Source organism: Isoptericola sp. NPDC056618 (genome assembly GCF_042792715.1).
GTDB classification, from domain to species: Bacteria; Actinomycetota; Actinomycetes; order Actinomycetales; family Cellulomonadaceae; genus Isoptericola; species Isoptericola nanjingensis.
This window is the reverse complement of sequence record NZ_JBHTVZ010000002.1, coordinates 52,833-67,347: the sequence shown is the minus strand read 5'-3', so window position 1 is coordinate 67,347 and position 14,515 is coordinate 52,833. Positions and strand designations below refer to the sequence as shown.

Annotated in this window: 13 protein-coding genes and 1 other RNA gene; 8 read left to right on the top strand and 6 right to left on the bottom strand. The window is 76.0% G+C overall.

The genetic code is table 11. The annotated features are described in order from the left end of the window. The first annotated feature begins 13 nt into the window (after nt 1-13). Entirely contained in the window at nt 14-1,189 is a 1,176-nt protein-coding gene (locus tag ACFQ8T_RS03360) for an epoxide hydrolase (RefSeq protein ID WP_430545150.1), read from the top strand. Between the two features lie 3 nt (nt 1,190-1,192). Here the strand turns inward: ACFQ8T_RS03360 and rnpB are convergent. Together rnpB and ACFQ8T_RS03350 are read right to left on the bottom strand one after the other, a co-directional pair. Next, nucleotides 1,193-1,582, bottom strand: an RNA gene (gene rnpB, locus ACFQ8T_RS03355) — RNase P RNA component class A. Nucleotides 1,583-1,638: 56 nt separating this feature from the next. Continuing rightward, nucleotides 1,639-2,022 carry a tautomerase family protein gene (locus ACFQ8T_RS03350; protein ID WP_430545149.1) on the bottom strand — a complete coding sequence of 128 codons (384 nt, stop codon included), beginning with the start codon at nt 2,020-2,022 and terminating at the stop codon, nt 1,639-1,641. Between the two features lie 77 nt (nt 2,023-2,099). Between ACFQ8T_RS03350 and ACFQ8T_RS03345 the strand changes: the two genes are divergently transcribed. Both ACFQ8T_RS03345 and ACFQ8T_RS03340 read left to right on the top strand, forming a co-directional pair. Further along, nucleotides 2,100-2,936, top strand: a complete 837-nt coding sequence (locus ACFQ8T_RS03345; RefSeq protein ID WP_430545148.1) for a YaaA family protein — start codon at nt 2,100-2,102, stop codon at nt 2,934-2,936. Between the two features lie 37 nt (nt 2,937-2,973). Then, nucleotides 2,974-3,312, top strand: coding sequence for a TfoX/Sxy family protein (locus tag ACFQ8T_RS03340; RefSeq protein ID WP_430545147.1), 339 nt, complete (start codon nt 2,974-2,976; stop codon nt 3,310-3,312). A gap of 3 nt (nt 3,313-3,315) precedes the next feature. On the opposite strand, the gene ACFQ8T_RS03335 is transcribed toward ACFQ8T_RS03340, so the two are convergent. From ACFQ8T_RS03335 to ACFQ8T_RS03320, 4 genes are read right to left on the bottom strand one after another with little or no spacing between them, the layout of a single operon-like run. After that, nucleotides 3,316-4,011, bottom strand: coding sequence for a histidine phosphatase family protein (locus tag ACFQ8T_RS03335; RefSeq protein ID WP_430545146.1), 696 nt, complete (start codon nt 4,009-4,011; stop codon nt 3,316-3,318). After that, nucleotides 4,011-4,760, bottom strand: coding sequence for a zinc ribbon domain-containing protein (locus tag ACFQ8T_RS03330; protein WP_430545145.1), 750 nt, complete (start codon nt 4,758-4,760; stop codon nt 4,011-4,013). Before ACFQ8T_RS03330 ends, ACFQ8T_RS03335 begins: the two co-directional genes overlap by 1 nt. Nucleotides 4,761-4,782: 22 nt before the next feature. Next, complete coding sequence (locus ACFQ8T_RS03325) at nt 4,783-5,757, bottom strand: Nif3-like dinuclear metal center hexameric protein (RefSeq protein WP_430545144.1); 975 nt, start codon at nt 5,755-5,757, stop codon at nt 4,783-4,785. A 25-nt stretch (nt 5,758-5,782) separates the two neighbouring features. Then, nucleotides 5,783-7,531 (bottom strand): bifunctional 3'-5' exonuclease/DNA polymerase, encoded by a 1,749-nt coding sequence (locus ACFQ8T_RS03320; protein WP_430545143.1) that lies wholly within the window; start codon nt 7,529-7,531, stop codon nt 5,783-5,785. A gap of 150 nt (nt 7,532-7,681) precedes the next feature. Here ACFQ8T_RS03320 and ACFQ8T_RS03315 point away from each other — a divergent pair, with 150 nt between their 5' ends. From ACFQ8T_RS03315 to ACFQ8T_RS03295, 5 genes are all read left to right on the top strand, one after another. Continuing rightward, on the top strand, nt 7,682-9,103 hold the full coding sequence (locus ACFQ8T_RS03315) for a dihydrolipoyl dehydrogenase family protein (RefSeq protein ID WP_430545142.1): 1,422 nt from the start codon (nt 7,682-7,684) through the stop codon (nt 9,101-9,103). Between the two features lie 134 nt (nt 9,104-9,237). Further along, nucleotides 9,238-10,980 carry a serine/threonine-protein kinase gene (locus ACFQ8T_RS03310; protein ID WP_430545141.1) on the top strand — a complete coding sequence of 581 codons (1,743 nt, stop codon included), beginning with the start codon at nt 9,238-9,240 and terminating at the stop codon, nt 10,978-10,980. A gap of 179 nt (nt 10,981-11,159) precedes the next feature. Next, entirely contained in the window at nt 11,160-12,518 is a 1,359-nt protein-coding gene (locus ACFQ8T_RS03305; RefSeq protein WP_430545140.1) for an efflux RND transporter periplasmic adaptor subunit, read from the top strand. After that, entirely contained in the window at nt 12,515-13,261 is a 747-nt protein-coding gene (locus ACFQ8T_RS03300) for an ABC transporter ATP-binding protein (RefSeq protein ID WP_430545139.1), read from the top strand. The genes ACFQ8T_RS03305 and ACFQ8T_RS03300 overlap by 4 nt, the downstream gene beginning before the upstream one ends. Further along, a complete protein-coding gene (locus tag ACFQ8T_RS03295) occupies nt 13,258-14,475 on the top strand; it encodes an ABC transporter permease (RefSeq protein WP_430545138.1) in 1,218 nt (405 codons plus the stop codon). Before ACFQ8T_RS03300 ends, ACFQ8T_RS03295 begins: the two co-directional genes overlap by 4 nt. The last annotated feature ends 40 nt before the right edge of the window (nt 14,476-14,515 follow it).

Below are 14,515 nucleotides of genomic sequence, written 5' to 3'. Positions count from 1 at the left end.
ACCGGGAGCCCCCATGCCACACCCGTCCGGCGACGTCCAGGCGTTCGAGTCCCGCGCGACCGACGCCGACCTCGACGACCTGCGCGCGCGGCTCGCCGCGGCACGGCTGCCGGAGCCCGAGACGGTCCGCCGCCCCGGCCCCGACAGGCGCCGGTGGGACCAGGGGGTCCCCCTGGCCGACCTCGTGGACGTCGTCGACCACTGGCGCACCGGGTACGACTGGCGGGCGTTCGAGCGGCGCCTCGAGGAGATCGGTCAGTTCCGCACGACCGTCGACGGCCTGGGCATCCACTTCCTGCACCGCCGGTCCCCGCGCGCGGACGCCACGCCGCTGATCCTGACGCACGGCTGGCCGGGCAGCGTCGCCGAGTTCGTCGACGTGGTGGACGAGGTGGCCGATCCGACGGACCCCGGCGTACCGGCGTTCCACGTCGTCGTCCCGTCGCTGCCCGGTTTCGGCTACAGCGACCGCCCGGCCGTCACCGGATGGGGCGTCGAGAAGACCGCGGCCGCGTGGGTGGAGCTGATGGGACGGCTCGGCTACGACGAGTTCCTCGCCCACGGCGGCGACTGGGGCGGCAACGTCACCGCGGTGCTCGGCGGAAGGTTCCCCGCGCACGTGCTCGGCATCCACACCACGCTCGCCCTCCCACCGCCCGGGATGACGACGGACGGTCTGACGGCGGAGGAGCGCCGGCGCGCCGAGGAGACCCGTGACTTCTGGCTCCACCACCGGGCGTACGCGACGCAGCAGGCGACCCGGCCGCAGACCATCGGCTACTCGCTCGTCGACTCGCCGGTCGGCCTGCTCGCCTGGCTCCTCGACAAGTTCGCCGAGTGGTCCGACACCGAGGACAGCCCGTTCGAGACGATCTCGCGGGACCGGATCCTCGACGACGTCACCCTGTACTGGCTGACCCGCACCGGCGCGTCGGCGGCCCGCATCTACGCCGAGAGCCCCGGCTCGCTGGACCCCGAGCTGCGGGTGGACGTCCCGTCCGCTCTCACCATGTATCCCGGCGACATCGAGTCGCGCACCCCGCGCGCCTGGGCGGAGCAGCGCTACCGGCGCATCGTCCGGTGGAACGAGCCCGAGCGCGGGGGGCACTTCCCGTCGCTGGAGGTCCCCGACGACTTCGTCGCGGACCTGCGGGACGGCCTCGCGGCCGTGCTGGCCGCGAGCAGATGAGTGCGGACGAGCCGGTCTGTACGCCGGGTTCTGTTCCCGCGCCCGGTTACCCGGGCGCGGGCGACGGTCATCCATCTAGGCCCTGCGTTGCCGCAGGGCTCGAGCGGTCTACCCGGGAGCATCGGGCGGGCAACCCTCGAACGCTCCCTGTCTGACCTTGCTCCAGGTGGGGTTTACCGAGCCACGACCGTCACCGGCCGCGCTGGTGGTCTCTTACACCACCGTTTCACCCTGACCGCCGCCGGTCGCCCGGCGACGGCGGTCTGTTTTCTGTGGCACTGTCCCGCGGGTCACCCCGGGTGGCCGTTAGCCACCACCTCGCCCTTCGGAGCCCGGACGTTCCTCGGCGACGGCACCCGAGGGCACCGCCGACGCGACCGTCCGACCGACTCGTCCGCGTGGCACAGTCTATGCGCGCTCGAGCCGGTCGGACGCCCACGTCGGTACGGTCACACGTCGACCTTGTAGCTCAGGGACAGCTCGTCGCCCGACCGGCCGCGGATGCCCCAGCTCTCGGCGGGCGACTCGATCACGACGAGCTCGACGTCGTCCGCCGCGACACCCAGGGCGGGCGCGACGTCGTCGTAGACGCGGCGGATCAGCTCCCGCTTTGCCTCGCGCGTACGGCCGGTGAAGGCGACGATCTCGATCATCAGGTAGTCGTCGGAGCGCGGGGCGACGAGGTCGCCGTCGTCGAGCAGCAGGAACCGGTGGAACCGCTTGTCCTCGGGGATCCGCCAGGCCCCGACCAGCGCCGCGTGCAGCGCGTCGGAGACCTCCGCGCGCCGCTGACCCCACACCCGTCGGTTGCCGTAGATCTTCACCTGGACCATGCCCGACGACGCTAGCGGTGACCGACGGCACTGTCACCGGGGGTCCGCGCGTCGAGACCCGACCGTAGGGTGTCCGGGTGCTGATCTGCCTCCCGCCCTCCGAGGGCAAGACGCCCGCGCCCGACGGCGCCTCCCCCGTCGACCTCGCCGGGCTCACGGGGGCCGAGCCGCTCACCGGGCAGCGGCTGGCCGTGCTCGACGCGCTCGCCGCGGCGAGCGCGAGGCCGGACGCGACCGAGGTGCTCGGCGTCGGCGCGTCGCTCGGCGCCGAGGTCGCCCGCAACACCGAGCTCAAGGCCGCGCCGACGGCGCCCGCCGCCCGCGTCTACACCGGCGTCCTCTACGCCGCGGCCGGCCTCGCAGACCTGCCCGACGCCGCGGCCCGCCGCGCCGCCGACGACGTCCGCGTCTTCTCGGGCCTGTGGGGCGCCGTCTCCCCCGCCGACCGCATCCCCGCGTACCGCCTGTCCATGGGCGTCGACCTGCCCGGCGTCGGCAAGCTCGCCACCGCGTGGCGGCCGCACCTGTCCGCGGCCCTCGACGCCCGCGCCGCGGGCGACGTCGTCGTCGACTGCCGCTCCGCCGCGTACCTCGCCGCATGGAAGCCCGCCACCACGGGCGACGCGGCCGCGGACTGGGTGACCGTCCGCGTCGTGCGGGAGACGGACGGGAAGCGGGCCGTCGTCTCGCACAACGCCAAGCACACGCGCGGCGTGCTCACGGGCCACCTGCTGCGCCGCTCCGGCGCCGCACCGACCACCGCCGCCGAGCTGCTCGACGCCGCCCGCGAGCTCGACGGCGAGGTCATCGGCACGGAGGTCGGGACGGGCCTGTCGTACCGGATGATCGAGGCGACGTTGCACGACGCCGCCACCCGCCGCGGACCGCGCACCCTCGAGGTCGTCATCGCCTGACGGGCGGGACGCCGCACACCCGGCGCACACTGGCCGCATGGCCTACGACGAGGTGCTCGCCGCCCGCGTCCGCGATGTCGTCGCCGAGCGCGCCGACGTCGTCGAGCGGCGGATGTTCGGCGGCGTCGCCTTCATGGTGAACACCCACATGGCCGTCGGCGTGGGCGGCGACGAGCTCATGGTGCACGTCGGCACGGACGGCTACGACGCCGCGCTGGCGGACGGCGGGCACGAGCTGCGCATGGGCGAGCGCGTCATGCGCGGCATGGTCGGGGCACCGGCGTCGGTCACCTCCGACGACGACGCGCTGCACGCGTGGGTGGCCCGCGGCGTCGACCTCGCGCTCGCGCTGCCGCCCAAGCCGCCGAAGCGCTAGCCGTCAGACGTCGGTCGGGAAGCCCGCGGCGGTGACCTCCGCGAGCGCGGGCTCGCCGTCGTCCCCGAGTCCGAAGCGCAGCACGGTCAGCGAGCAGGGCGGCACGCGCAGCAGCCGCCACGACGACGCCGGCGCCTCGAGCGACCGCCCGGCCAGGGCGCGGATCGTCACGGTGTGCGCGACGACGACGCTCGCCGCGCCCGGCTCCGTCGCGGCGACGACGTCCCGCAGCCCGGCCCATGCCCGCTCGCCCACGTCGGCGTACGACTCGCCGCCGGGCGCCCGGTCGGTGCCCGTCGTCGACCAGGCGGCGAACTCGTCGGGCCAGCCGTCGGCGATCGCGTCGGGCGTGAGGCCCTCCCAGTCGCCGAACACGCACTCGGCGAACCTGTCGTCCGGGCGCACGTGCTGGCCGGTGCGGCGCCCGACCGCCGCCGCGGTCTCGAGCGTGCGCACCAGGGGCGAGGCGACGAGGGTGCCGGCGCGCGGCAGGTCCGGCCACAGGTCCTTGCCGAGCCGGAAGACCGCGTCCGCGGCGCGGGCCGCCTGGACGCGACCCCGCGAGGTCAGCGGCGGCCCCGGGACGCCGCCGCCCGAGTAGGCGCGCGCCTCGGTCAGCTCGGTCACGCCGTGCCGCACGAGCACGACGGTGCGCAGGCCCGCCCCGGCCGCCGGGCTCGCTCCGGACGGTCGGGCCATCAGGCCGCGGCGCCGTCGTCCGCCAGGCGCACGAGGATGCGGCCGCACTCCTCGCAGCGCACGACCTGCTCAGGCGCCGCCGCCTTCGCGGCGGCGAGGTCACGCGGGTTGAGGTCGAGGCGGCAGCCCTCGCACCGGCCCCCGCGCAGCGCCGCGGCGCCGACGCCGCCGAGCTGAGCGCGCAGCTTGTCGTACAGGGCGAGCAGGCCGGCGTCGAGCCCGGCCGCGGTCGCCTCGCGCTCCGCCTTGACCTTCGACCCGGTCGCGTTGATCTCGGCCCAGGCCTCGTCGCGCTCGGCGGTGGCCTTCGCCTTCGCCGCCTCGAGCTCGGCGTGCGCCGACTCCACCTCGGCCAGCGAGCCCTGGTGCGCCTCCAGGCGCTCCATGACCTCGATCTCCGCGTCCTCGAGCACCGACTGGCGGCGGGCGAGCGACTCGAGCTCGCTCACCACGGCCTGGGAGTCCTTCGCCGACAGTGCACCGGAGTCGAGCTTCTGCTGGTCCCGCTCGGCGCGCGTGCGCACCTGGGCGACGTCGGACTCCGCCTTGGCGAGCTCGCGCTCCAGGTCGGCCACGGCCGTGCGCGAGTCGACGAGCGAGGTGTGCAGGTCGCCGATGCGGCCGTCGAGCTCCGCGATGGTCGCCAGCGCCGGGTGGTTGCGGCGCTGGTGGACGAGCTGCTGCAGCCGGGTGTCGAGGGCCTGGACCTCGAGCAGTCGGCGCTGGTCCTCGGGGGGTGCAGTGGCCACGGGCGGGTCCTCTCGCAGTGATTCAGCTGGTGGGGCGGTCGGTCTCGCGCACGGTGCTCGCCACCCGCGCGGTCCACGGGTCGGTGCCGATCGTGCTCACCCTCGTGGTCACCGTACCTTCTCCGGAACCGTCCCCGGTCCCCCCTCCGGCCCGCTCTCCGAGCCGCGCGACGACGTCCTCGGCGGCGTACGCGAGCCACGGCCACTCGCTCGCGAAGTGGGCCACGTCCACGAGGAACGGCGTCGCCGCGGCGTCGGCCCCCGCCTCGAAGTCCGCCCGCTCCCGCAGCTCCGAGGCGGGGTGGTGGCGCAGGTCGGCGGTCACGTACACGTCGACGGCGGCCGCGCGGACGGCGTCGAACAGCGAGTCCCCCGAGCCGCCCACGACGGCGGCGGTCGCGACCCGCGCGTCGAGGTCGCCGGCGACGCGCACGCCCTGCGCCGTCGCCGGCAGCACGGCCGCGACGCGCTCGGCGAACACGCCCAGCGTCGTCGGCGCGGCGAGCCGGCCGACCCGCCCGATCCCGCGGACCGCACCGGAATCCACGCCGTCGCCGTCGTCCCCCACGACGAGCGGGCTCCGGTCCGTGATGCCGACGAGGTCGGCGAGCGCGTCCGCGACGCCGCGCGGGGCGGCGTCGGCGTTCGTGTGCGCGACGTACAGGCCGCAGCCCGCGCGCAGGAGCCGGTGCACGACGTCGCCCTTGAACGTCGTCGCCGCGACCGAGTGCACGGGCCGCAGGAACAGCGGGTGGTGCGTGACGAGCAGGTCCGCGCCCCAGGCGATCGCCTCGTCGACCACCGCGGCGACCGGGTCGACGGCGAACAGTATCTTGCGCACCGGCGCCGCGGGGTCGCCCACCACCAGGCCGACGGCGTCCCAGCCCTCCGCCGTCGACGGCGGGTAGAGGTCCTCGAGGGCGGCGACGACGTCGTGCAGCCTCGGGGGGTTCGCGAGGATGCGCGGTGCTGTGGGGTCTCCGGTGCCGGTGGTCATGGCCCGACCCTAAAGCCGGGGCAGGTCACTTGGCGTCGGCGTAGGAGTCGACCGCCGCGACGGTGAGCGGGAAGTCGACCGGGAAGTCCCCGAACAGCAGGCGGCCCGCCTCGTCGCCGGCCGCGCGCACCTCGGCGGCCACCACGTCGGCGAGCTCGCGCGGTGCGTGCACCACCACCTCGTCGTGCAGGAAGAACGCGAGGTGCGGGCGGTCGGCGAACGGGGCGGGCGCCAGGCCCGCACGCACGCCGTCCGCGACCCCGAGCGCCCAGAGCCGGCGACGTATCGACGCGAGCCAGCACAGCGCCCACTCCGCCGCGGTGCCCTGCACCACGAAGTTGCGGGTGAACCGGCCCCACGACCGGGTGGCGGACCGGGCGCGCGCCGCGGCATCAGCCCCCGCGTCGTCGGCGAACGCGCCCGCCTGCGCCTCGTCCCACGCGGAGCCCGGGGCCGGGGACGACCGGCCGAGCCACGTCGTCACCACGCCACCGCGCTCCCCCGTGCGCGCGGCCTCCTCCACCAGCGCGATCGCCCGCGGGTACTCCCGTCCCAGCCGCGGCAGCACCTGCGCGCTCGCCCCGGTGGTGCCGCCGTACATCGCGCCGAGCATGCCCACCTTGGCCAGCTCCCGGGTGGGCACGGCCCCGGACGCGACGATCCCGGCGTAGAGGTCGCCGGCGCGGCCCGCCGTCGCCATGGCCTCGTCGCCGGCCATGCCCGCCAGGACGCGCGGCTCGAGCTGCGCGACGTCCGCCACGACGAGGCTCCAGCCCGGGTCGGCGACCACCGCCCGGCGCACGCCCTTCGGCAGCTGCAGCGCCCCGCCGCCGGTGGACGCCCAGCGGCCGGTCACCACGCCGCCCACCACGTACTCGGTGCGGAACCGGCCGTCGGTCACCCACTCGTCGAGCCAGTGCCAGCCGTTGGCCGTGAGCAGGCGGTAGAGGTTCTTGTACTCCAGCAGCGGCGCGACGACGGGGTGGTCGAGCTTCTCCAGCTCCCACTTGCGCAGGCTGCGCGTCCCGACGCCGGCGTACTGCATCGCCTTGAGCAGGTCGGGGTGCGAGTCGGGGTTGAGCGACGGCGGAGCGTCGAGGGCCGTGCGGATCTGTCGCGCGAGCTCCTCGAGCCGCGCGGGACGCTGCCCCTCGGGCGGCCGGGGGCCGAGCGCCTCGGTGAGGATCGCGTCGTGCACGTCCGCGCGCCACGGCAGCCCGGCGTGGTGCATCTCGGCAGCGACCAGCGCGCCCGCCGACTCGCCCGCCGCGAGCAGCCGCAGGCGCCGCGGCGCCGACGAGCCGCGCACCGCGTCCTCCTGCCGCCGCAGCTCCGCCACCGGGTCGACCGCCCCGGCGCCCTGCGGGGCCGGGGCCGACGGCGCGGGCGCGGCGAGGTCGAAGAGCGCCTCGCCCTGCGGCACACGGCGGGCGCCCACCGGCGGCGCCGCGCCCGCCGGCGTCGGGGGCATCGCGTCCCACGCGCCGACGGTCGCCGTCGCGAGCTCCGAGCCCTCGGCGGCCGTGGAGTGCCGCAGGATGCGGTGCACGAGCCGCAGGTCGTGCGACCGCTCCACGCGGACGCCCGCCCGGAGCAGGCCGAGGTACCAGCGGTTCGTGTCGTCCCAGGTCCAGCGCGGCACGACCGCACCGCCGCGCGCCTCGCCCTCCGCATCCGCCACGAGCGCGGGGAGGTCCGCGGCGGGCACGGCGCGCTGCGTACCGTCGTGCACGCGGACCGTGCCGCCGGGCTCTCGGGTCAGGACGACGTGCACGCCGCCATCCTGCCGTGCGCCACCGACGCACGATCGACGCGCCGTCGACGCGCCGCAGCCGCGCCGCTCGCCGCGCGACGAGACCGCCGATGTGGTGCGCTGGCCGGGGTCGGCGCACCCGGCCACCCATCCGCGCGCGAGGAGGACCGCATGACGACCGAGCAGCCTGTCGAACCCGTCGAGACCGTCGACGTCGTGGTGATCGGCACCGGCCCGGGCGGGGAGGACGCGACCGGCCGGCTGGCCCGCGCGGGGCTCGACGTCGTGGCCGTCGAGGCGCGCCTCGTCGGCGGCGAGTGCCCGTACTTCGGCTGCATCCCGACCAAGATGATGGTGCGCGCGTCGGACGCGCTCGCCGAGGCCCGCCGCGCGGGCACGCTGGCCGGGCGGGTCGACGTCGCGCCGGACTGGGCGCCCGTCGCGGCGCGCGTGCGCGACGAGGCGACCGCCGACTGGGACGACACCGCGGCCGTCGAGCGCCTGGAGAAGGCGGGCGCCCGCGTGGTGCGCGGCCGCGGCCGCCTGGTGGGCCCGGGCGAGGTCGCCGTGGCGACCGCCGACGGCGAGCGCCGCTTCCGCGCGACGCGCGGCGTCCTGCTCAACCCCGGCACGGAGCCGGCGGTGCCGCCGGTCGACGGCCTGGCCGACACCCCCTACTGGACCAACCGCGACGCCGTGCGCGCCACCGAGGCGCCGGCGTCGCTCACCGTGCTGGGCGGCGGCGCCATCGGCTGCGAGCTGGCGCAGGTCTTCGCGCGGTTCGGCACGGCCGTCGAGGTGGTGGAGGCGGGCCCGCGCCTGCTGGCCCCCGACGAGCCGGAGGCGAGCGCGCTCCTCGCCGGCCGCTTCGCCGCGGAGGGCATCGGCGTGCGCACGGACGCGAAGGTCGTGTCCGTCTCGCACGACGGCGGCGGGTTCACCCTGACCCTCGGCGACGGCACGCAGCTGGTCTCCGAGCGGCTGCTGGTCGCCGCGGGCCGGCGCACCGACCTGAAGGCGCTCGGCGTCGCGACCGTCGGCATCGACGACACGGGCCGCACGATCCCCGTCGACGACCGGCTGCGCGCGGCGGACGGCGTCTGGGTGATCGGGGACGTCACGGGCAAGGGGGCGTTCACCCACGTGTCGATGTACCAGGCGCGCATCGCTGTCGCGGACATCCTCGCGAGCGGGGGCGGCGGAGACCGCGACGACGACGAGCGGGCCGACTACCGCGCCGTCCCGCACGTCACGTTCACCGACCCGGAGATCGGCGGGGTCGGGCTCACCGAGGCCGCCGCCCGCGACTCCGGGCTGACGGTGCGCACCGGCCTCACCGACCTCGCGGCGTCGTCGCGCGGGTTCGTGCACGGGCCCGGCAACGAGGGCCTGATCAAGCTGGTCGAGGACGCGGACGCCGGCGTGCTCGTCGGCGCGACGGCGGCCGGGCCGGCCGGCGGCGAGATCCTCGCCGTCCTCACGCTCGCCGTGCAGGCGCGGGTGCCGGTCAGCGAGCTGCGGCACCTGATCTACGCCTACCCCACGTTCCACCGCGCGATCGAGAGTGCGCTGGCGGACCTCCAGGAGGCGTGACCGGGCACACTGCAGCACGCGTGACCACCACTTATCCTGTGATCGCCCATGACTGAAATGACCGAGTTCGCCGCCCCGACGCCCTCCCGCCCAGGCTCCCGCCTCGACGCCCCGCACTCGCCGAGGTGCCCGGCATGACGCCGAAGGACCCGGCCGAGGAGGCGGCGGGCGGGCACGTCGTGCTCGGCGGGAAGTACGTGCTCGGGGACATCCTCGGCACAGGCGGCACGTACACCGTCTACGAGGCCTCGCGCCTGCCCGGTGAGTCCGACGAGGCAGCCGACGAGACCGGGGACGAGACCCCGCTCCTCGTCAAGGTGCTCCACCCGCACCTGGTCGACGACGAGGCGGCGCGCGCCAGCCTCGCCCGCGAGGTCGCGGCGTCGGACCTGATGGACCATCCGGGCGTCTCGAAGGTCCTCGACACCGGGGAGGACGAGGTCGCGGGCGCGACCGTGCCCTGGCTCCTCATGCGACGCCTGCCCGGGACTCCCCTGTCGGAGCTGGCGGCCCGCGACGGCCTGCCGTGGCCGGAGGCGCTCACCGTGGTCGCCGGGCTCCTGGAGGGCCTCGCCGCCGTGCACGAGGCCGGGCTGGTGCACCGCGACGTCGGCCCGCGCAACGTGGTGGTCGACCGGCACGACGACGGCAGCATGACCGTCGGCCTGCTGGACCTGGGCCTCACCGCGCCCGGCGGAGGTGACGGCGACGGCGAGCACGTCGCCGGCTCGGCGTCGTACATGTCCCCCGAGCAGGCGCAGGGCAGGCCGCTCGACGGCCGCAGCGACCTGTACTCGGTCGGGGCGCTCGCCTACTTCGCGCTCACGGGCCACCCCCCGTACGAGCGCGCCCGGCCGGGCGACGTCCTGCTCGCCCACGTCGGGGCGCCCGTGCCCGCGCCGTCCGCCCGCCGCGCCGCCGTGCCGTCCGCCGTGGACCGGTTCGTGGCCCGCGCGATGGCGAAGAGCCCGGCCCGGCGGTTCCCGACCGCGGGCGCGATGGGCCAGACCGTCGCCACGCTGCTCGGCGGCGCGCCGCCGGCGTGGGCCGCCCCCGCCACTGCGGGGCCGGAGACCCCGGACGGCGACCAGACCATGACGATGGGCCAGATCGCCGCCCAGGACCCGCACCGGACCGCGGCGATCGGAGCCGCCGGCCTCGCCGCCGCCGCGGCGGCGGGCGCCGAGGCCGAGCTCCAGCGCACCCGGATGCTCGGTGCCGTCGAGGCGACCGAGGCCGAGGCCGCGACACCGGACGACGGGGCTCCGACGGAGCCCCTCGCGCCCTCGGGCGACGAGCCGACCGAGGTGCTGGGCGGCCCGCCGCCCGAGCCGCCCGCAGACACCCCCGTCGGCGGGGTGCCCGCAGCCGAGGAGCCCGAGCCGTCCCGCCGTCGGCGGATCCTCCTGATCGTCCTGGCCGCGGTGCTGGTGGCCGCCCTCGGCGCGGGCGCCTTCTGGTTCTTCCGCGACACCGACGGCAGCGGCCCGGTCGCCCCGGTCACCCACAGCCCGTCACCGTCGTCCACCCCGTCGCCGACGCGCAGCACGACCGCTCCCACGACGCAGGCCCCGGCCCAGCCGACGTCGCGCCCCGAACGGACCTCGACACCCACCCCGACCAGCACGTCCACGCCCACCGAGACGCCGTCGGAGACTCCGACGCCGACCGAGACGCCCACGTCGACGCCCACGCCGACCGACGAGCCCACCTCGACGCCCACGCCGACGGACGAGCCGACGGACGACCCCACGCCCACCGAGCAGCCGACCGAGCCGGAGCCGGACCCCACCGACGAGGAGACCACGCCGCCGGAGGAGCCCACCGACGGTCCCGTCGACAACGCCGGCGGGTCGACGTCGAAACCGACGCCCTGACCTGCCGGCTCCCGGACGCCATGACTCCCGGACGCAGGGACTCCCGGACTCCCAGGAACCGCATAGGCCCGCGATCGTCGCGTCCCAGGTGCGCTCCCTAGCCTCCGGATCACGCGCTGCCTGCCTGGCGGCACCGATCCAGGGAGTCGAGGGTGTTGCTCCAGCGCTCACGGTCGTCCGTGACCTCACCGTCGTCGGGGGTCCCCGACGACCCGCCGGCCCGCCGCGGTCGCGTGGCCCTGCGGCTGCGCGGGCGCCGCCCCGGGCGCCGCGCGATCCTGCTCGGCGCGGTCGCCGTCGTCGTGGTGGCCGCGCTCGTCGTCTGGCTCGCGGTGCTGCGGCCCCGCGCCGCCGCCCCCGACGCGGCGGCCGCCACCCGGACCACCACCGCGCGGGCGAGCACCGCGACGTTCGAGGACTCCGTCACCACCACCGGCACGCTGACGCCGGCCGTACAGGAGGACGTCTCCTTCGCGGCGTCGGGCACGGTGCAGCACGTCGAGGTCGCCGAGGGCGACACCGTGGCGAAGGGCCAGACGCTCGCGACGATCGACACGCTGCAGCTCGGCGCCGCGCTCGCGCAGGCCGAGGCCGACCTGGCCCAGGCCGAGGCGGACCTCGCTGACGCGCAGGACGCCGACGACGGGTCGGACGCCGCCGAGGCCACGGTCGAGGCGCGCGAGAGCGCGGTCGCCGTCGCGCAGCAGTCGGCCGACGACGCCGAGGACGCGATGTCGGACGCCACGCTCCGGGCCCCTGCGGCGGGCCTCGTCACGTCCGTCGGGGTCGCGGTGGGCGACACGGTCGGCTCCACCTCCAGCAGCGGCTCGGCCTCCGGCGAGGGCGGGAGCGGCGCGATGCCGGGCGCCTCCGGCTCCTCGGGCGGGTCCGGGAGCTCGGGCTCCTCGGACACCGCGGACAGCGCCGCGTTCACGATCGTCGGCACCGACGCGTGGACGGTCGACGTCAGCGTGGGCGAGGCGGACGTCGCGTCGATCGCGACGGGCGACCAGGTCGAGATGACCTCCGACGACCTGCCGGACACCGTCTTCGGCACCGTGAGCCAGATCGGCAGGCTCCCGTCGACGTCGCAGGGCGCCGTGGCGTACCCCGTCACGGTGACCGTGACCGGCGACCCCGAGGGACTGCACGACGGCGTGAGCGTGGATGTCTCCGTCGTCACCGAGCGCCGCAGCGACGTGCTGTCCGTCCCTGCGGCCGCCGTGACGACGGGCGACGACGGGTCGTCGACCGTGACGCTGGTCGCCGACGACGGCTCCACCACCGAGCAGGCGGTGGAGACGGGCGAGACGTCCGGCCAGCTGGTCGAGATCACCTCGGGACTGTCCGAGGGCGACGCCGTGCAGTACACGACGTTCACCCCCGGCGCCGGGCGCGGTCAGGGCACCGGGCAGGGCGGCGGGCAGGGCGACCTGCCGGAGGGCTTCGACCCGTCCCGGATGGGCGGCGGCCAAGGAGGTCCCCCCGACGGCTTCGACCCGTCCCAGCTGCGCGGCGGCCAGGGCGGGAACTCGTGACCGCGCCGACCGCCGTCGGCGCCGAGGTCCTGAGCCCGACGTCCGACGCGGTGATCGACCTCCGGGACGCGCGCAAGACGTACCGCACGGGCGACCTGGAGTTCGAGGCGCTGCGCGGCGTCGACCTGCGCATCGAGCGCGGCGAGTACGTGGCGATCGTCGGGCCGTCGGGCTCCGGCAAGTCCACGCTCATGAACGTGCTGGGCTGCCTCGACCCGCTCACGTCCGGCAGCTACCGGATCGCGGGCGACGACGTGGACGACATGGACGAGACCGACCTCGCGAGCGTGCGCAACGAGCAGATCGGCTTCGTGTTCCAGCAGTTCAACCTGCTGCCCTCCCTGTCGGCGCTGCGGAACGTCGAGCTGCCGCTCGTCTACCGCGGAGTCGCCCCGGCGGATCGGCGCGCACGGGCCGTGCAGGCGCTGGAGCGCGTCGGCCTCGGCGACCGCACCGCGAACCGCCCCGGCCAGCTCTCGGGCGGCCAGCAGCAGCGCGTCGCGGTCGCACGGGCGCTGGTCGGCGAGCCCGCGCTGGTCCTCGCGGACGAGCCGACGGGCAACCTCGACTCGCGCTCCACGGCCGACGTGCTCGACCTGTTCGACGCCCTGCACGCCCACGGCCGCACCATCGTGCTCATCACGCACGAGCACGAGGTGGCCGAGCGGTCCCGCCGCGTGGTGCGGGTGCTCGACGGGCTGATCACGTCCGACGCCCCGAGCGGCCGGGCGGTGGCGTCATGAGCTGGGCGGAGACCCTCTCCACCGCGTGGCACGCGATCCGCGCGCACACGATGCGGTCGCTCCTGACGGTGCTCGGCATCCTCATCGGCATCGCCGCGGTCATCCTCACGGTCGGCCTCGGCCTGGGCACCCAGAAGGACGTGTCCGAGGACATCAGCTCGCTCGGGTCGAACCTGCTCATCGTCACGCCCGGGTCGTCCACGGACTCGTCCGGGGTGCGCGGCGGTTTCGGCTCCGCGTCCACGCTGACGACGGCGGACGCGGAGGCCCTCGGCTCCGACGTCGCCGTGCCGGACGTCGCCGCGGTCACCGCGGAGAAGGAGTCGTCGCAGTCCCTCGAGGCGGGCGACGCCAACTGGACCACGACCGTCACCGGCGTCACCGGCGACTGGCTGGACGTGCGCTCACGCGAGCTCGCGTCGGGCGAGTTCGTCGACGACGGCTCGACGGACGAGGTCGTCCTCGGCCCCGAGACGGCGACCGAGCTGTTCGGCTCCACCCGCGTCGTCGGGCGCACGGTGAGCATCGCCGGGACGACGTTCGACGTCGTCGGCGTGCTCGAGGCGGCCGGGTCGAGCGCGTCGACCGACCTCGACGACACCGCCGTCGTGTCGATGACGGCGATGACGTCCGGCATCACGGGCGGCGCCGACTCGTCGGTCAGCACCATCTACCTCAAGGCGACCGACACCGACGCGATCTCCGCCGCGTACCAGGAGGCGCAGTCGCTGCTCCTCGCGCTGCACGGCGCGACCGGCGCGGACGCCGCCGACTTCACGATCGACTCGCAGGACTCGCTCGTGTCCACGGCGACGTCGGTCTACCGCACCCTCACCGTGCTGCTGGCCGGCGTGGCGGGGCTGTCCCTGCTGGTCGGAGGCATCGGCGTCATGAACATCATGCTCGTGTCCGTCACCGAGCGGACGCGGGAGATCGGGTTGCGCAAGGCGCTCGGCGCGCCTCCCGGCGCGATCCGGCGGCAGTTCCTCACCGAGGCGTCGATCCTCGGCGTCACCGGCGGGCTCGTCGGCGCCGGCCTGGGCGTCCTCGCCGCCCTCACCCTGCCCGCGGTGCTCGGTTCGTCGATCGTCGTGTCGCCCGTCGCGGTGGCGGGCTCGCTCGCCGTCGCGCTCGCCATCGGGCTGGTGTTCGGCGTCTACCCCGCCGTCCGCGCCGCCCGCCTCGCCCCGATCGACGCGCTGCGCAGCGAATGACCGCGCCCGCACCCCACCACAGATCCGTCCCCCACGTCCC